Source organism: Serratia sp. GW822-FHT06E05 (assembly GCF_058799445.1).
On record NZ_JBXALM010000012.1, the window covers coordinates 43,011 to 60,223 of the forward strand.

The 17,213-nt window shown below is 58.3% G+C and carries 18 protein-coding genes; 13 read left to right on the forward strand and 5 right to left on the reverse strand.

Going from position 1 to position 17,213, the window contains the following annotated elements:
• The first annotated feature begins 121 nt into the window (after positions 1-121).
• From AC1RKC_RS21950 to AC1RKC_RS21990, 9 genes are all read left to right on the forward strand, one after another.
• Positions 122-913, forward strand: a complete 792-nt coding sequence (locus AC1RKC_RS21950; protein WP_044548462.1) for a transporter substrate-binding domain-containing protein — start codon at positions 122-124, stop codon at positions 911-913.
• A 12-nt stretch (positions 914-925) separates the two neighbouring features.
• On the forward strand, positions 926-1,591 hold the full coding sequence (locus AC1RKC_RS21955; RefSeq protein ID WP_020825348.1) for an amino acid ABC transporter permease: 666 nt from the start codon (positions 926-928) through the stop codon (positions 1,589-1,591).
• Positions 1,591-2,247 (forward strand): amino acid ABC transporter permease, encoded by a 657-nt coding sequence (locus AC1RKC_RS21960; RefSeq protein ID WP_046374437.1) that lies wholly within the window; start codon positions 1,591-1,593, stop codon positions 2,245-2,247. Before AC1RKC_RS21955 ends, AC1RKC_RS21960 begins: the two co-directional genes overlap by 1 nt.
• Complete coding sequence (locus AC1RKC_RS21965) at positions 2,228-2,971, forward strand: amino acid ABC transporter ATP-binding protein (RefSeq protein ID WP_044548464.1); 744 nt, start codon at positions 2,228-2,230, stop codon at positions 2,969-2,971. Before AC1RKC_RS21960 ends, AC1RKC_RS21965 begins: the two co-directional genes overlap by 20 nt.
• A gap of 63 nt (positions 2,972-3,034) precedes the next feature.
• Entirely contained in the window at positions 3,035-4,276 is a 1,242-nt protein-coding gene (locus AC1RKC_RS21970) for a pyridoxal-phosphate-dependent aminotransferase family protein (protein ID WP_046374436.1), read from the forward strand.
• Positions 4,276-5,550: an allantoate amidohydrolase gene (hpxK, locus tag AC1RKC_RS21975; RefSeq protein WP_392457294.1), complete on the forward strand. Its 1,275-nt coding sequence runs from the start codon at positions 4,276-4,278 to the stop codon at positions 5,548-5,550. Before AC1RKC_RS21970 ends, hpxK begins: the two co-directional genes overlap by 1 nt.
• The gene (uraD, locus tag AC1RKC_RS21980; RefSeq protein WP_046374434.1) at positions 5,531-6,031 is read left to right on the forward strand and encodes a 2-oxo-4-hydroxy-4-carboxy-5-ureidoimidazoline decarboxylase; all 501 of its coding nucleotides are present in this window, start codon (positions 5,531-5,533) and stop codon (positions 6,029-6,031) included. The genes hpxK and uraD overlap by 20 nt, the downstream gene beginning before the upstream one ends.
• A complete protein-coding gene (gene uraH, locus AC1RKC_RS21985) occupies positions 6,024-6,359 on the forward strand; it encodes a hydroxyisourate hydrolase (protein ID WP_046374433.1) in 336 nt (111 codons plus the stop codon). The genes uraD and uraH overlap by 8 nt, the downstream gene beginning before the upstream one ends.
• A 37-nt stretch (positions 6,360-6,396) precedes the next feature.
• Positions 6,397-7,749, forward strand: a complete 1,353-nt coding sequence (locus tag AC1RKC_RS21990) for a nucleobase:cation symporter-2 family protein (protein ID WP_493092505.1) — start codon at positions 6,397-6,399, stop codon at positions 7,747-7,749.
• Between the two features lie 39 nt (positions 7,750-7,788).
• Here AC1RKC_RS21990 and AC1RKC_RS21995 read toward each other — a convergent pair whose 3' ends face one another.
• Together AC1RKC_RS21995 and AC1RKC_RS22000 are read right to left on the reverse strand one after the other, a co-directional pair.
• Positions 7,789-8,562 (reverse strand): amidohydrolase, encoded by a 774-nt coding sequence (locus AC1RKC_RS21995; RefSeq protein WP_048759725.1) that lies wholly within the window; start codon positions 8,560-8,562, stop codon positions 7,789-7,791.
• Positions 8,550-9,710: a pyridoxal phosphate-dependent aminotransferase gene (locus tag AC1RKC_RS22000; protein WP_048759722.1), complete on the reverse strand. Its 1,161-nt coding sequence runs from the start codon at positions 9,708-9,710 to the stop codon at positions 8,550-8,552. Before AC1RKC_RS22000 ends, AC1RKC_RS21995 begins: the two co-directional genes overlap by 13 nt.
• 161 nt (positions 9,711-9,871) lie before the next feature.
• Here AC1RKC_RS22000 and AC1RKC_RS22005 point away from each other — a divergent pair, with 161 nt between their 5' ends.
• Genes AC1RKC_RS22005 through AC1RKC_RS22015 form a run of 3 tightly spaced genes read left to right on the forward strand, consistent with a single transcriptional unit; the run spans position 9,872 to position 11,711 of the window.
• Positions 9,872-10,486, forward strand: coding sequence for a methylthioribulose 1-phosphate dehydratase (locus AC1RKC_RS22005; RefSeq protein WP_020825358.1), 615 nt, complete (start codon positions 9,872-9,874; stop codon positions 10,484-10,486).
• Positions 10,483-11,172 carry an acireductone synthase gene (gene mtnC, locus AC1RKC_RS22010; RefSeq protein ID WP_116691228.1) on the forward strand — a complete coding sequence of 230 codons (690 nt, stop codon included), beginning with the start codon at positions 10,483-10,485 and terminating at the stop codon, positions 11,170-11,172. Before AC1RKC_RS22005 ends, mtnC begins: the two co-directional genes overlap by 4 nt.
• Positions 11,169-11,711: a 1,2-dihydroxy-3-keto-5-methylthiopentene dioxygenase gene (locus AC1RKC_RS22015; RefSeq protein ID WP_128864369.1), complete on the forward strand. Its 543-nt coding sequence runs from the start codon at positions 11,169-11,171 to the stop codon at positions 11,709-11,711. The genes mtnC and AC1RKC_RS22015 overlap by 4 nt, the downstream gene beginning before the upstream one ends.
• Positions 11,712-11,724: 13 nt before the next feature.
• On the opposite strand, the gene mtnA is transcribed toward AC1RKC_RS22015, so the two are convergent.
• Positions 11,725-12,753, reverse strand: coding sequence for an S-methyl-5-thioribose-1-phosphate isomerase (gene mtnA, locus AC1RKC_RS22020; protein WP_493092506.1), 1,029 nt, complete (start codon positions 12,751-12,753; stop codon positions 11,725-11,727).
• Between the two features lie 144 nt (positions 12,754-12,897).
• Here mtnA and mtnK point away from each other — a divergent pair, with 144 nt between their 5' ends.
• A complete protein-coding gene (gene mtnK, locus AC1RKC_RS22025; RefSeq protein ID WP_046374427.1) occupies positions 12,898-14,097 on the forward strand; it encodes an S-methyl-5-thioribose kinase in 1,200 nt (399 codons plus the stop codon).
• An 85-nt stretch (positions 14,098-14,182) separates the two neighbouring features.
• On the opposite strand, the gene AC1RKC_RS22030 is transcribed toward mtnK, so the two are convergent.
• Positions 14,183-14,335: a Hok/Gef family protein gene (locus tag AC1RKC_RS22030; protein ID WP_046374426.1), complete on the reverse strand. Its 153-nt coding sequence runs from the start codon at positions 14,333-14,335 to the stop codon at positions 14,183-14,185.
• 288 nt (positions 14,336-14,623) lie between these two features.
• Positions 14,624-17,080 (reverse strand): acyl-CoA dehydrogenase FadE, encoded by a 2,457-nt coding sequence (fadE, locus tag AC1RKC_RS22035; RefSeq protein WP_176983595.1) that lies wholly within the window; start codon positions 17,078-17,080, stop codon positions 14,624-14,626.
• Positions 17,081-17,213: the final 133 nt, after the last annotated feature.

The following is a 17,213-nucleotide window of genomic DNA, read 5'->3' on the forward strand; positions in this document are numbered from 1 at the left end:
TTAGCCCCCTAACTCAAAGACAGCAAAGGTTAAGCTGGTTGCCGCTCTCGATTGGCACATTAGTTGCAAAGTAATAATCAAAGAATCTTTTGTTTCATCATTTCACCATCGGGGATAGTCTATGAACTTCAAGAAAATCGGGGTAGCGGCGTTAGGGGCGGTGCTGTTGATGGCGCAGGCCACGTCGGTGATGGCGGATCAACTACAAGAAATCCAGCAGCGCGGCGTGTTGCGGGTAGCGGTACCGCAAGACTTCCCGCCGTTTGGCTCGGTAGGCACCGATCTGCAGCCGCAGGGTTATGACATCGATATGGCGCAGTATCTGGCCGACAAGATGAAACTTAAGTTGCAGCTGGTGCCGGTCACCAGTGCCAACCGCGTCCCTTATCTACAGACTAACAAAGTGGATTTGGTGATTTCCAGCCTGGGCAAAAATCCTGAACGCGAAAAGGCCATCGCTTTCAGCCGTGCCTATGCGCCGTTCTTCCTGGGAGTGTTTGGCCCTAAAGACACCGCGTTGAGCGATGCCGCTCAATTGGAAGGCAAGACCGTTGGTGTGACGCGCGGGGCGGTTGAAGACATGGTGTTGAGCGACACTGCGCCGAAGGGCGCGCAGATCAAACGCTACGAAGACAACAACACCACGCTGTCGGCCTACCTGTCCGGTCAGGTGCAATACATTGCTACCGGCAATCTGGTGGTGAGCGCTCTGGCGCGACAGAACCCGACCAAAGCGCCGGTGGCCAAGTTTATGTTGAAGGATTCGCCATGCTTCGTCGGCCTGCGTCTGGGCGAACCGGCGCTGAAAGCCAAAGTGGATGAATTGATTGAACAAGCGCTGAAAGATAATACCCTGAATGGGCTGTCGGAAAAATGGCTGAAAGCGCCGCTGCCCGCCCATCTTGGCGCGTAACGGGAGCACCCGATGACCTATCAGCTAAATTTTCCCGCGTTGTGGCCCTATCTGCCGGAGCTGTTGGCCGGTTTGCTAACCACGATTGAGTTGACGGCACTGGCCACCCTGATGGGCGTTGCGCTGGGGATTTTCGGGGCGGCGATCCGCAGCGGCAAAGCCAACCTGTTTAGCCGTGCCTGGGGGATTTACGTCGAGGTGGTGCGCAACACGCCGTTCGTGGTGCAGCTGTTCTTCATTGTCTTTGGTCTGCCGAGCCTGGGGTGGAAGCTGACCGCCGGGCAGGCGGCTCTGTTGGCGATGGTGATTAATCTGGGCGCCTACAGCACTGAAATTATACGCGCAGGCATTCAGGTGACGCCGAAAGGGCAGTGGGAGGCCGGGCGGGTGCTGGGCTTTAGCCGCAGCCAGACATTTTTGCGCATCGTGTTACCGCCTTCGCTGCAGCGCATTTACCCGGCGTTGGTCAGCCAGTGCATTATCGTCATGCTGGGCTCGTCGGTGGTGTCGCAGGTGTCGTTCGAAGAATTGACCTTTGCCGCCAACCTGATCCAGTCGCGCACCTTCCTCAGTTTTGAGGTGTATTTAGTGACGGCGTTGTTCTACCTGCTGCTATCGATACTGATGCGCCAACTGTTGCTGGCCGCCGGCCGCCGCTTTTTAGGGAGCCAGAACTGATGCTGACTTTTACCGACTGGGACATTGTGCGCAACCTGCTGCTGGCCGCGCGCTGGACGCTGTTGCTGTCGCTGACGGCGTTCTTTGGCGGCACACTGGTGACGCTGCCGCTGTTATTGCTGCGCCTGAGCAAGCGCCGGTGGGCGCTGCGTTTTGTCCGCTGTTATTCAGAGCTGTTTCAAGGCACGCCACTGCTGATGCAGCTGTTCCTGGCCTTCTTTGGGCTGGCGCTGTTCGGCATTGATGTTAGCCCCTGGGCCGCTGCGGCACTGGCACTGACGCTGTTTACCAGCGCTTTTCTGGTGGATATCTGGTCCGGCAGCATCGCCGCGTTGCCCAAAGGCCAATGGGAAGCGTCGCGCTGTCTTGGGCTGAGCTTCGGCCAGACCCTGGTGCGGGTAGTGGTGCCACAGGCGGTTCGCATTGCCATTGCGCCGACCGTCGGTTTTTCAGTTCAGGTGATCAAGGGCACCGCGTTGGCGTCGATCATTGGTTTTGTCGAACTGACCAAGGCAGGCACCATGTTAAACAACGTCACTTATCAACCCTTTAAAGTGTTCGGCCTGGTCGCGCTGGGCTATTTCCTGATGTGTTACCCGCTGTCGCGCTACAGCCATTATCTGGAGAGGAAGTTCCATGCCGCTCATCACAATTAATCAGGTTCAAAAATATTACGGCCAGAACCACGTGCTGAAGGGCGTGGATCTGGATATCGATATGGGCCAGGTGATTTCGATTATCGGCCGTAGCGGGTCGGGCAAGAGCACCCTGTTACGCTGTATCAACGGGCTCGAGGGTTACCAGGAAGGCAGCATCAAACTGGGTGGCATGACCATCACCGACCGTGATTCGCAGGCGCGTGAGATCAGTCGTTCCATTGGCATGGTGTTCCAGAACTTCAATCTATTTCCCCATATGACCGCGTTGGAAAACGTGATGTTGGCACCGCGTCGGGTGCTGAAGAAAAGCCCGGCGGAATGCCGCGAGTTGGCGGAAGAGATGCTGAACAAGGTTGGGCTGGGTGAGCGGATGCATTATTCCCCGGCTAACCTTTCCGGGGGGCAGCAGCAGCGGGTAGCGATTGCCCGGGCGCTGGCGATGAACCCGAAGGTGTTGTTGTGCGACGAAATCACCTCGGCGCTGGATCCTGAGCTGGTGGGCGAGGTGTTGAAAGTCCTGGAGCAGTTGGCCAAAGAGGGTATGACGCTGATTCTGGTGACCCATGAAATGAACTTTGCCCGTGAGGTCGGTGACCGGGTGGTGTTTATGCACCAGGGCAAAGTGTGGGAGCAAGGCGACAGCCGCACGCTGTTCGCCAATCCGCAAACGCAGGAATTGAAACAGTTTATTGCTTCAGTTCGCGGCCTGTCCGAGGCGTGATATGCCATGGGGCGCGTGCTGAGTTCTGAGTTTACTGAGTTATTAAGCTGGTAAGGAATTAACATGTTGGATATTACCCAGTTCGATCAGATTAACCCACCTGCCCGTCTGCTGATGGGGCCAGGGCCGATCAACGCCGATCCGCGCGTGCTGCGTGCCATGTCTAGCCAGTTGATTGGGCAGTATGATCCGGCAATGACCGGCTACATGAATCAGGTTATGGAGCTGTATCGCGCGCTGTTTCGTACCGAAAACCGCTGGACGATGCTGATCGACGGCACCTCCCGTTCGGGCATCGAAGCGATGCTGGTCTCCTCCATCCGCCCCGGCGACAAAGTGCTGGTGCCGGTGTTTGGCCGCTTTGGCCATTTGCTGTGTGAAATTGCCCGCCGCTGTCGTGCCGAAGTGCACACCCTCGAGGCGCCGTGGGGGGAAGTGTTCAGTGCCGATCAGATTGAAGATGCGATCAAGAAGGTACGTCCGCGTCTGCTGTTGACGGTGCAGGGAGACACTTCGACCACCATGCTGCAGCCGCTGGATCAACTGGGGGATATCTGCCGCCGCCACGGCGTATTGTTCTATACCGACGCGACTGCATCCTTCGCCGGTAACCCGCTGGAAACCGATGCCTGGGGGCTGGACGCGGTATCCGCAGGCCTGCAGAAATGTCTGGGTGGGCCGTCCGGCAGTTCGCCGGTCACCCTAAGCCCGCAGTTCGAAGAGATCGTCCGCCGTCGCAAGTGCGTGGAGCAGGGGATCCGCACTGCCGACCATGCCGACGGCGACGATGAGATGATCTACTCCAACTATTTTGATCTCGGCATGATCATGGATTACTGGGGCCCCGAGCGTCTGAATCACCACACCGAAGCCACCAGCATGTTGTTTGCCGCGCGCGAATGTGCCCGGGTGATCCTGGAAGAGGGGCTGGATAACACCATCGCTCGCCACAGGCTGCACGGCGCGGCGATGCTGGCCGGCATTCAGGGCATGGGGCTTGAGGTGTTCGGCGATCTCGATAACCGCATGAACAACGTGTTGGGGGTGGTGATCCCGCCGCAGGTGCATGGCGAGCAGGTGCGGCAGATGATGCTCAATGATTTTGCCATCGAGATTGGCACTTCGTTTGGCCCGCTGCAGGGCAAGATTTGGCGCATCGGCACCATGGGCTACAACGCGCGTAAAGACTGTGTGCTGCAAACCTTGACTGCGCTGGAAGCGGTGCTGAACCGTCTGGGTTTCGCCAGCAAGCAGGGGGAAGCGCTGCAGGCAGCGTGGAACACCTACGACGACGGGAGCCGGTGATGGCGTTGCGGTTAACCGTCCAGGAGGCGGAACAGGCGGCCGCACGGGTGATGGCGCGTTGCGACGCGCTGGCGGCGATCAGCGCTACGCCAGACCAACTGACGCGGGTTTATCTGTCGCCGGAGCATCGGCGCGCCAACCTGTTGGTAGGCGACTGGATGCGCAGTATCGGTATGCGGGTCTGGCAGGACGCCGTTGGCAATGTTTGTGGCCGCTACGAAGGTCAAACGCCAGGTGCGCCCGCGCTGTTACTCGGTTCGCATTTGGATACGGTGCGCAATGCTGGCCGTTATGACGGCATGCTCGGCGTATTGACCGCCTTGGAGGTGGTGGCGCATTTGCATCAGCAGCAGCGGCGTCTGCCGGTGGCGGTTGAAGTGATTGGCTTTGCCGATGAAGAAGGGACGCGATTTAGCGTCGCCCTGCTGGGCAGCCGGGGCATTACCGGCCAGTGGCCAGCCGAGTGGTTGGCGCGTACTGATGCCGAGGGCATCAGCGTGGCGCAGGCGTTGCGCGAGTTTGGCCTGGATCCGGCGGCGGTGGTTGAGGCGCGGCGAGCACCAGGTGATATCTGCGCTTATCTGGAATTGCACATTGAACAAGGGCCTTGTCTGGAGGCCGCCGATCTGGCTCTGGGCGTGGTGACGGCGATTAACGGCGCGCGTCGACTCCATTGCACCTTTAGCGGCGAGGCAGGCCATGCAGGCACCGTGCCGATGGGGCAACGCAAAGACGCCTTGGCGGCCGCGGCGGAGTGGATGGTGGCGGTTGAAGCAATAACCCGTACCCGCGATGAACATTTGGTGGCGACTGTCGGCTGTATCGAAAGTCTTCCGGGGGCGGTCAACGTCATTCCCGGTGAGGTGAAACTGTCGCTGGACGTTCGCGGCCCGCAAGATGGCCCGCTGGCGGCATTGCTTACGCAGCTGTTGGAACGGGCACAGGAGATCTGCGCACGTCGCGGATTAGGTTTTGCCAGCGAGGAGTTTTATCGCATAAACGCAACGGAATGTGATGCAGATTTGCAGCAGCGTTGGCAGCAGAGCGTGGCGGCGGTGCAGGGGCGCAGCATGGCTTTGCCCAGCGGTGCCGGGCATGACGCGATTGCCGTGGCGGCTTGCTGGCCGGTGGGCATGCTGTTTGTCCGTTGCGATCGCGGCATCAGCCATCATCCGGCCGAAGCCGTAAGCCAGGCCGATGTGGCGCTGGCTATTCAGGCCTACTGCCAGACGGTGGCCAGTTGGGAGAACACCGATGAATCTGCAGCAGTTTAATCAATTACCCGTGGCGGAAGCCGAGCGATTGCTGCAGCCCTGCGTGAACATTCCGAGCTGGATAGCTTCAGTGATTGCGGCCCGGCCGTTCAGCAGCAGCGATGCCGCGTTGGCGGTGGCCTGGCAGGCGGCGCAGCGTTGGCGACCTGAAGAGGTCAGCCAGGCATTGGCGCAGCACCCGCGCATTGGCGAACGTGCCGCAGGCCAGGGGAAAGAGGCGCAGTTCTCCAAGCGTGAACAGTCGGCGGTCAATGCCCGGGATCCGGAATTGGCTCAAGCGCTGCTGGTGGGCAACCGACGTTATGAACAGCAATTTGGCCAGGTGTTTTTGATCCGTGCCGCCGGCCGAGATGGGCGAGCCATTCTGAGTGAGCTGGAACGACGCTTGAACAACGACGTGGAGCAGGAGCGGCAGGAAACCGCCGAACAGCTGCGCGAAATCGTGATGCTGCGTTTTAAGGAGTTACTGAGCGATGAGTAATATTAGCACCCATATTTTGGATACCTCTCTGGGTAAACCGGCGGCAAAGGTGCGAGTCTGGCTGGAGCGGGAACAGCAGGGGCAATGGCGGGCGATAGCCGAAGGCACCACCGATGCCGATGGCCGCGCCCGTGAGCTAACGCCGGATGAGCTGCCCGCGGGGCATTACCGCCTGCATGCCGACGTGGGCGGTTACTTTACCGCAGACAATCGTGAAACGTTATACGCCACGGCGATCATCGATTTTGTCATCAAGGATGCGGCGCAGCATTACCATTTACCGCTGCTCATCAGCCCGTATTCCTATTCAACCTATCGGGGCAGCTAAACGCCCTTAGCGGTTAACCCGCATTGACGAGGTATCTATGGCTCTGTCTCAGGATAAGGGCGCGGCTTCGTGCTGCCCGGAAGATGAAAAATTGCCGCTGGCAAAAACCTTCGCCTACGGCCTGCAGCATATTCTGACCATGTATGGCGGCATCATAGCGCCGCCATTGATCATAGGTTCTGCCGCAGGGTTAGACGCCGCGCAAATTGGCCTGCTGGTGACGGCAGCGCTGTTTGTCAGCGGTTTGGCGACGTTATTGCAAACGCTTGGTGCGCCGGGTTTCGGCTCTCGTTTGCCGTTGGTGCAGGGCGTTTCCTTTGCGGGGGTCGCGACCATGGTGACCATAGTCACTGGCGACGGCGGGTTGCCTGCGGTGTTTGGTGCGGTGATCGCGGCGTCGTTGATTGGGTTACTTATCGCGCCGTTTTTCTCGCAGATTATTCGCTATTTCCCGCCGGTGGTGACCGGCACCGTGGTGACGGTGATTGGGCTGTCGCTGATGCCGGTGGCGGTACGCTGGGCGATGGGGGGCAACGCTAAGGCCGCAGATTGGGGATCAACCGGAAATATTGGCCTGGCGGCTTTCACACTTGCGGTTATTTTGTTGCTGAACAAGGTGGGTTCCCCGGCGTTAAAACGGTTATCGGTGCTGCTGGCGATGGCTGTCGGCTGTGTGGCGGCCGCGTGGGTGGGTAAGCTGAGCTTCGCTGCCGTAGGCCACGGGCCTTGGCTGGCATTCCCCGCGCCTTTTGCCTACGGTTGGCCAACCTTCGAATTGAGCGCAGTGCTATCCATGCTGTTGATCGTACTGGTATTACTCACGGAAACCACCGCCGGGCTGATGGCCGTCGGTGAAATTGTCGGTTCGCCGGTGAATGCGCGCCGTATCGCCCACGGGTTGCGTGCTGATATGTTGTCCAGCGCCCTGTCGCCGGTATTCAATTCGTTTCCGCAAAGCTCGTTTGCCCAGAATATCGGGCTGGTGGCGATCACCGGCGTGAAGAGCCGCTTTGTGGTCAGCGCCGGCGGGGCGATTCTGGTGCTGCTGGGGCTGTTGCCTGTCCTTGGGCGACTGGTGGCCTGCATTCCGCTGCCGGTCTTGGGCGGCGCGGGTGTGGTGCTGTTCGGCTCGGTGGCCGCCAGCGGCATCCGCACTTTGGCTAAGGTTGAGTATAAGGACAACATGAATCTGGTGGTGGTAGCAACGGCGATTGCCTTCGGCATGATCCCTATCGTGATGCCGACCTTTTACGATCAGTTTCCGAACTGGGTGCGTACTTTGCTGCATTCAGGCATCAGTGCCTCGTGCCTGGTGGCGCTGTTGCTGAACCTGTTGTTTAACCGCATTGGGGGGACAGAAGAAAAAGCGGCGGAAGAAGAGCTTTCCTGAAGCAACGGGCGTGGTGTACCGGTACCGCGCCCGAAATGCTTAATCGTGGCGCAGGAAACTGTCGGCATCCCGCCAGGCCGGGAAGGCACTGCGATAGCTTTGCAGGGTTTCCAGCGACAGTTCCGCGTCAAGCCTTGCGGCAATGCCGGGTTCCGCTTGGGACAGCGTTTCGCCCTGCGGGCTAAGGATCAGGCTGTCACCGCTGTAGTTCAGACCGTTGCCGTCTTCGCCGACGCGGTTGCAACCGGCCACGTAGACCTGATTCTCAATGGCCCGTGCCGCCAGCAACGTTTGCCAGTGTTTGCTGCGCGGTGCCGGCCAATTGGCGACGTACAGCGCCAGATCGTAATCCTGCTGGTAGCGAGACCAGACAGGAAAACGCAGGTCGTAACAGATTTGCGGCAGGATGCGCCAGCCGCGCCATTCGAAGATTTCACGCCGTTTGCCTGCCTGATAGTGCAGGTGTTCACCCGCCATGCGGAACAAGTGGCGCTTATCGTAGGCATGCACCCGGCCGTTGGGCTCCACCAGCAGGAAACGGTTAACCGCGCCCTCGGCGGTTTTCAGCGCCACGCTGCCGCCAACCAGCGCGTTGTTTTTGTTCGCCCAACCGTGCAGCCAGTCAATCACCTGCTGTTCCGGCAGTGCACTTTCCCCGGCATCCATGGCAAAACCGGTAGTAAACATCTCCGGCAATACGATCAGATCGCGGCCGCTTAAGGGGGCCAGCAAGGCGTCAAAATGTTGCAGATTGGCTTGGCCATCTCGCCACACCAGGGGTTGCTGCAACAGGGTAATTTTTAAAGTCGACATAACCGCTCCGCAGCTGCATCCAGCGTGGCATCCTGTTTAGCGAAGCACAGCCGGATCAATTTATGAGGGAAAGGATCGGCACAGAAGACCGACAGCGGGATCGCCGCCACGCCTACGTGCTCGGTTAACCAATGACAGAATGCCACGTCGTCCAGATCCGAGACCGCGCTGTAATCCGCCAGTAAGAAGTATGTCCCTTCGCAGGGTAAAATTTCCAGTCGGCTACTGGACAGCGCCTGCACGAAACGGTCGCGCTTGGCGCGGTAAAACGCAGATAGCTGCTGCCAGTGTTCCGGTTCGCTGCGCAGCATATCGGCCAGCGCCAACTGTGCCGGGGTGTTAACCGAGAAGGTCAGGTACTGGTGTACCTTGCGCACTTCCGCACTCAGCGCTGCCGGGGCGACGCAATAACCCACTTTCCAGCCGGTCATGTGGAAGGTTTTGCCGAAGGATGACACCGCAATGGCGCGTTGGCGCAGCTGCGGGTGGGCCAGCACGCTGGCATGCCCCCCTTTGGCGAAACAAATGTGCTCATAGACTTCATCGCTGAGCACATAGATTTCACGCTCGCTAATGGCATGCCACAGCTGTTGCATATCTTCCGCCTGCCAGGCGGTGGCGGAAGGGTTGTGCGGCGTATTGAGGATCACCAGGCGGGTGCGGGGCGACAATAATTCTTCGAACTGTCGCCAATCGACGCTAAAGGCCGGCGGCTGCAGTGCAATGCGTTTCAGCGTACCGCCGGACAAGGTGACCGCCGGCGCATAGCTGTCATAGCTGGGATCGAAGCAAATTACTTCATCTCCCGGACGCACCAACGCGCTGATGGCGGCGAACAGCGCTTCGGTAGCCCCAGCAGTGACGGTAACTTCGGTGGTCGCGTCCGGCAGCCAGCCATACAGCGCCGCCGTTTTCTCGGCGATGGCTTCGCGCAGGGGCGCGACGCCGGTCATCGGTGCATATTGGTTTGCGCCCTGGCTGACATGCCAGGTCAGACGCTCTTTCAGGTAGTCCGGGCCATCGAAATCGGGGAAACCCTGAGACAGGTTGATTGCCTGATGCTGCGCTGCCAGCGCGCTCATCTGGGTGAAAATGGTGGTGCCCAGAGCGGGCAGTTTGCTTTCGGGAATCAATGCTGAAGTGCTCATAGCAGGCTAATACTCCTGGCGCTTATGTTGCCGTCAATATAACACGATGTTAGTATTTGGCAATCAAGACGCTTAGATGGCTAAATGAAGAAAAAATCTAATCATTAATCAAATCATTCTAAGCTTCACCTGCTGGACGACCTTACTACCGGGAAACGATAATGACCGAAAATCCGCAACTTACAGCGCTGTTGTCTGCCTGTCACTGGATTGGCGAAAAGGGCTGGTGCCCGGCGACCGGCGGCAACATGTCGCTGCGTCTTGATGACCGACACTGTCTGGTGAGCGAATCCGGCAAGGATAAAGGCAGCCTGAGCGAATCGGATTTCCTGCTGGTGGAAACCGCCACCAACCATGTGCCGAGTGGCCGCACACCCTCGGCGGAAACCGGCCTGCATACCTTGATTTACCGGCTGTACCCGCAGATTGGCGCGGTGTTGCATACGCATTCGGTGAATGCGACAGTGTTGTCACGCGTTGAATCCAGCGAGCGTTTGGTGTTGCAGGGCTATGAGATGCAAAAATCTCTCGCCGGGCAGAGCTCTCATCTGGATACCGTAGCGATCCCCATTTTCGACAACGATCAGGACATTCCGCGCTTGGCCGCGCGCGTCGCGGCCTATGCCGAAGTGACGCCATTGCAGTACGGTTTTCTGGTGCGGGGTCACGGCCTGTATTGCTGGGGCCGCCAGGTTGCGGAGGCTCGTCGTCACCTTGAAGGGCTGGAATTCCTGTTCCAGTGCGAACTGCAACGCCGTTTACTGGAGGCAAAATGATCCGCGCCATCGTCACTGACATTGAAGGTACCACCAGCGATATCCGCTTTGTTCATCAGGTGCTGTTTCCCTATGCGCGTGAACGTTTGGCACCGTTTATCCGTCAGCACCAGGCAGAGGCTGAGGTGGCTGCGCCGCTGGCTGCCCTGCGTCATGAGATTGACCAACCGCAGGCGGATATTGAGCAACTTATTGCCGCGCTCTACCGTTTTATGGACGAAGATCGCAAATCCACCGCGCTGAAGGCACTGCAAGGCATCATCTGGCGCAGTGGTTACCACAACGGTGATTTCCGCGGGCATTTATACCCTGAAGTGGCCGGGCAGCTGAGCGCCTGGCAGCAGCAGGGGCTGAAGCTATACGTTTACTCTTCCGGCTCGGTGGAAGCGCAGAAACTGCTGTTCGGCAACAGTGATGCCGGCGATCTGCAGCCATTGTTCAGCGGGTATTTCGATACCCACGTCGGGGCCAAGCGTGAAACCGCCTCGTACCGCAACATTGCCAATGAAATCGGTATCGCCGCCGACGAGCTGCTGTTCCTTTCCGATATTCATCAAGAGCTGGATGCCGCGCGAGCCGCCGGTTGGCACACCTGTCAGCTGATCCGCGACGACGCCGATGCGCAGAGCCAGCACCCGCAGGTTAACCGTTTTGATCACATCGATTTAGGGGAGTTTGCCTCATGAGTGGATTGACGATTTTCAGCGATAAAGAGCCGCAGCAGCCGCTGTGGCAGAGCCGCGATGCCGAAGCTATTCAGCTGCAACTGGCACAAATCGGCGTGCGTTTTGAACGCTGGCAGGCCGATCGTGAACTGGGTGACAACCCGGAACCGGCGGCGGTGATTGCCGCTTACCAGCATGAAATTGATCGTCTGGTGGCGGAAAAAGGCTACCAGAGTTGGGATGTGATCAGCATGCGTCCGGACAACGCCCAGCGCGAAGTGCTGCGCGAGAAGTTTCTTTCCGAACACACCCATGGTGAAGATGAAGTGCGGTTTTTTGTCGAAGGCGCGGGGCTGTTCTGCCTGCATCTGAACGGCAAGATCTACCAGATCCTGTGCGAGAAGAACGATCTGATTTCCGTGCCGGCAGACACTCGCCATTGGTTTGACATGGGATCGGCGCCGAATTTCACGGCGATCCGCGTGTTCGATAACCCGGAAGGCTGGGTGGCACATTTCACCGGCGATAAAATCGCCGATGCTTATCCGCGTCTCAACTGATACTGCGCGGGCGTTAGCCTAACGCCCGCTGGAAGATCCCATCATTGACCTGCTGTGGCGTAATCACGCCGCTGTCAAACACCCAACCGCTGATAAGCTTCGCCGGCGTGACGTCAAACGCCGGGTTGTAAACCTGCGCATCGGTTGGCGCCCATTGGCATGAGCCAAAACTGCCCGACACACCGGTCACCTCAGCTGCGGCGCGTTGCTCGATAGGGATGGCTGCGCCGTTCGGACAGTGGGGGTCGTGCGTTGTATGCGGGGCGGCAACGTAGAAGGGGATGTTGTGGTAATGCGCCAGGACTGCCAGGCTGTAGGTGCCTATTTTATTGGCAACGTCACCGTTGGCAGCGATGCGATCGGCACCCACCCATACGGCGTCGACCTGGCCCTGCGCCATCAGGCTGGCAGCCATGGAGTCGCAAATCAACCGATAAGGAATACCCAACTCGCCCAGCTCCCAGGCGGTCAAGCGGCCACCCTGCAGCAGCGGCCGGGTTTCATCCACCCACACCTGCTGCACTTTGCCCTGCTGATGGGCGCGTAGTAGCACGCCAATGGCAGTACCGACGCCAGCGGTCGCCAAGCCACCGGTATTGCAATGGGTCAGCAGGCGACTGCCGGGTTTGACCAGTTCGGCTCCGTGGTCGGCAATGCGATCGCACAATTTGCGGTCTTCTTCCACTAGCCGCAAGGCTTCTTCAACCATCGCCGGCACCCATTGCGGTTGCGCCAGCGCCAGCTTCATGCGGTCCAGATTGTTCATCAGATTGACCGCCGTCGGCCTTGAAGCACGCAGAGTGATCAGTGCCTGCTCAAGCTGTTCACGCGGCAGCCCACGTTCTGCCAACAGGGCCAACAGCAGGCTGGCGGACAGGCCGATCAGCGGTGCGCCCCGCACCCGCAAGGTATGAATATGATCAACCAGTTCCTCTACGCTGTCGCAGGTTCGCCACTGTTTTTCCTGCGGCAAAGCCTGCTGATCGAGGATCCAAAGTCGGTTGTCACGCAGGGTCAAACTGGTGGTGTTAAGCGCTTGCATCGGCGGTTAATTCCTTGTTGCGTAGTTATTGCATCTGGAAAGCTATTCTGCCAACATGACTTCCAGATGTATAGACGTCCAAATGCTTTTACGTCTAAAAAATAATAATCGTTGTGTCAGAGAGACAGGAAAGAGGGGTTGGGAATGTCGCATTATCGTACGTTTACTGCTGCCGATGCCGTTGAGTATGCTCGCCAATACGGGCAGTTAGCCGATCCGCAGGCGCTGGTGAGCGCTGACGAGATTGGTGACGGCAATCTGAACCTGGTGTTCAAGATCCGCGATCGCGATGGCGTGAGCAGGGTGATCGTTAAACAGGCGCTGCCGTATGTACGCTGCGTGGGCGAATCCTGGCCACTGACCCTGGATCGGGCACGGATCGAAGCGGAAACTCTGTTGATCCACGGCGTTTTTTGCCCAAGACATACGGTAAAAGTGTTGCATCATGATCCCGAGCTGGCGGTGATGGTGCAGGAAGATCTTTCCGACCACCACATCTGGCGCAGTGAATTGCTCAAGGGCCACTATTACCCGCTGGCGGCCGGGCAATTGGCGGAATATTTGGCGCAGACCCTGTTCCATACCTCCGATTTCTATCAGACGGCACAGGCAAAAAAGGCCGAAGTTAGTCGCTTCACCAACCCTGAACTGTGCCAGATCACCGAAGATCTTTTCTTTACCGATCCCTATATCGATCATGAGCGTAATCAGTTTGACCCGGTGCTGCTGCCCCAGGTGCTAGAGCTGCGTAGCGATTCCGCGTTGAAACTGGCGGTGGCTGGACTGAAACACCGCTTTCTGAGCAAGGCGGAAGCGTTGCTGCACGGCGATATCCACAGCGGCTCAATTTTTGTTGCGGAAGGCAAGTTGAAGGCGATAGACGCCGAGTTTGGTTTCTATGGGCCGATCGGGTTTGACGTCGGCAGCGCCTTGGGCAATCTGTTGTTGAACTACTGCGGTCTGCCGGGGCTGTTAGGGCCGCGTGACGCCGCCGCCGGGCGAGAACAACGCCTGCAGGATGTGCGCGAACTCTGGCTGATTTTTGCCGATCGCTTCCTGGCGCTGTGCCACCAATACACTCGTGAGCCGGCGCTGGCGGTGCCAGGTTACGCCGAGCAGTTCCTGCAGCAGGTGTGGGCGGATGCGGTAGGTTATTGTGGCAGCGAACTGATTCGCCGCACTATCGGTCTGGCACACGTGGCCGATCTGGACAGTATTAGCGATGCCGAGATGCGTGCAGAATGCCAGCGCCACGCATTGAGCCTTGGCCGAGCGCTGATCGTTAATGCGTCGCAGATCGAACATATCGATGCACTGCTGGCGCGCATTCGCCAAAACGGCTAGCAGCCTGACGGATACGGCGAGGAAGGGTGCTCATGGATCTGTCGTAACAACCAACAGGCGGGGCAAGACCCGCCGTTGGGTTGCCTTACCGTTCGGGTTCGTAAGCCAAAATGGCTGCAACCTCCGTGTCCCCCAGTTTGATGCGCAATTCACACAGTGAACCGCGAGTGATCCACATCAGCGCGATAAGCGTTATGCAGATAATCATCAGCCTAAGAACGACCCGTCCCTGCTGCATTTTTGACCTCCTTATCCTTGCCTTCCGGCGGGTAAGAGGCTAACCTGACGTTGCTTAGACGTTCAGAGTGGCCTCGGGTTGATGTATCGACTCGGGGCCTTTCTCTTTCTATCCTCGACTAAACTGAAGCTCCGGACAGAAAGATCCAGAGCACCCACCGGCAGTCTATCCGATAATCTCCAGGGTTAAATTAGCCGTTCTGGTAACGTTGCGAACGGCTGCGCATTTCTCAGTGGAAATAAAAAAGGGGCGATGATTATCGCCCCTGAGTGCACGTGTTTATTGCCGTTACGCGGCTTCGGTATGCTTCTGGCGCTTATCCTGCTTTAGCGGCTTTTCCGGCTTGCTGGCCGCCAGCGCATCCGGCTCGAAATCATCCACGTTGATGGAACGCAGACGGCTCTCTTCGGCTTTCACCAGGATCTTCGCTTCATCGGCGCTGATTTTGCCTTCTTCCAGCGCCCGTTGTGCCAAACGATCCAGTCGGGTGAATGGCAGGTTTTTACCACTCTCCTTACACAGACGCAGGTGAATCGGCTCTGCGGCAATCACGTCCGCCAATGCGGCTTCCAACAGGCCTACCGGGTTATGCTCGCTCGGCGTCAGATACTGACCGCGCCCCAGACGGCTGCGGGTGGCAGACGGCTGTTGGAGGATCTTGGCCAATTGGTGATCCAGACGGTCAGAAGGTGCAGTATGCACGCGGCCGAACGGGAAGATCACGAAGCGCATCGCACCGGCGATAAAGCGGTTCGGGAAGTTGCGCAGCAGATCGTCCAACGCTTGTTCCGCCTGGTGCAGACTGTCCTGCACGCCCCAGTGAACCAGCGGTAAATCTTCTTTCTGACGGCCTTCGTCTTCAAAACGTTTCAGCGTAGCGGAAGCCAGGTACATTTGGCTGAGAATATCCCCGAGACGGGCCGAGATACGTTCGCGGCGCTTCAGGCTGCCGCCCAGCACCCCCATAGAAACGTCCGACAGCAGCGCCAGGTTAGCGCTCAGGCGGTTCAACTGCTGATAATAGCGACGAGTCGCGTCTTTGGTCGGTGTGCCACTGGTGCGGCCGTTGGTCAGGCCCAGCCAGAAGCTGCGCACCTTGTTGCTGCCTACGTGGCCCAGATGGCCGAACAGCGATTTATCGAAGGCGTTCAGGTCGTTATTTTGCGCTGCCGCCATTTCATCCAGTACATAAGGATGGCAACGGATAGCGCCCTGACCGAAGATCATCATGGTACGGGTCAGGATATTCGCGCCTTCCACCGTGATGGCGATAGGCGCACCCTGATAGGCACGGGCCAGGAAGTTGGATTTGCCCAGCATGATGCCTTTACCGCCGGCAATATCCATTGCATCGATGATTGCCTGCTGGCCTCTGTGGGTACAGTGGTATTTCACGATGGCCGACAGCACCGCCGGTTTTTCGCCCAGCATCAGGCCGCTGGTGATAAGCGTAGCCGCGGCATCCATCACATAGGTGTTACCGGCGATACGCGCCAGTGGCTCTTCGATGCCTTCCATTTTGCCAATCGAGATTTTGAACTGACGGCGGATATGGGCGTAAGCGCCAATGCCCAATGCCATGGATTTCACGCTACCGGTGGAGTTGGAAGGCAGGGTGATGCCACGGCCTACCGACAGACATTCAACCAGCATGCGCCAGCCCTGACCGGCCATTTTTGGCCCGCCAATGATGTAATCGATAGGTACGAACACGTCGTTACCGCGGGTAGGGCCGTTTTGGAACGGCACGTTCAGCGGGAAATGACGGTTACCGATTTCAACGCCCGGAGTGCTGGTTGGGATCAGCGCACAGGTGATGCCCGGTGATTCGTTGTTGCCCAGCAGGTGGTTCGGGTCATAAAGTTTGAACGCCAGGCCCAGCACGGTCGCCACCGGTGCCAGCGTGATGTAGCGCTTGTTCCAGGTCAGGCGCATGCCCAACACCTGCTCGCCTTGCCACTCACCCATGCAGACGGTACCGACATCCGGAATAGCGCCGGCATCGGAACCCGCTTCCGGGCTGGTCAGGGCGAAACAAGGGATCTCGTCGCCGCGCGCCAGGCCCGGCAAGTAATGATTTTTCTGCTCGTCAGTCCCGTAATGCTGCAGCAGTTCGCCCGGACCGAGGGAGTTCGGCACGCCAACGGTGATCGCCAGAATGCCGGAAACGCCAGCCAGTTTTTGCAGCACGCGTGCCTGAGCATAAGGAGAGAATTCCAGGCCGCCATATTCTTTCTTGATGATCATTGCGAAGAAGCGGTGTTCTTTCAGGTACGCCCACAGTTCCGGCGGCAAATCGGCCAGTTCGTGGGTGATCTGGAAGTCGTTGGCCATGCGGCAAGCTTCTTCCACCGGGCCGTCAATAAACGCCTGCTCTTCGGCGGTCAGCTGTGGTTTCGGGTAATTATGCAGCTTGTTCCAGTCCGGCGTCCCGCGGAACAGATCGCCTTCCCACCAGGTGGTACCGGCTTCGATCGCTTCCTTTTCGGTGGTGGACATAGGCGGCATTACCTTGCGGAACGCACGCAGCGCCGGTGCAGACAGCATCGAACGGCGCAGTGACGTGATGTTCAGCGGCAGCAGGATAATCGCCAGCGGCAGCAGCATCCAGAAGGTCCAAAGACCGATGGCGCCCATGGCGGCGGTGTATGCCAGCAGGATAAGGCTACTGAGGGTGAGGTTCACTCGGTGATAGAACACCACACCAATGAGTGCCAGTAAAACAACAATACTAAGAACCATCATAAGAAGCTCCAAAGTGGCAAGAGGTCTGACCTGTTGTGTGTATGTAATAGGTTTTAGTACAAGCCCATATTTTTATCAATGCATTTACAGTTTAATTACAACTTAAGTCACAATCTGACCGCACCAATCATCA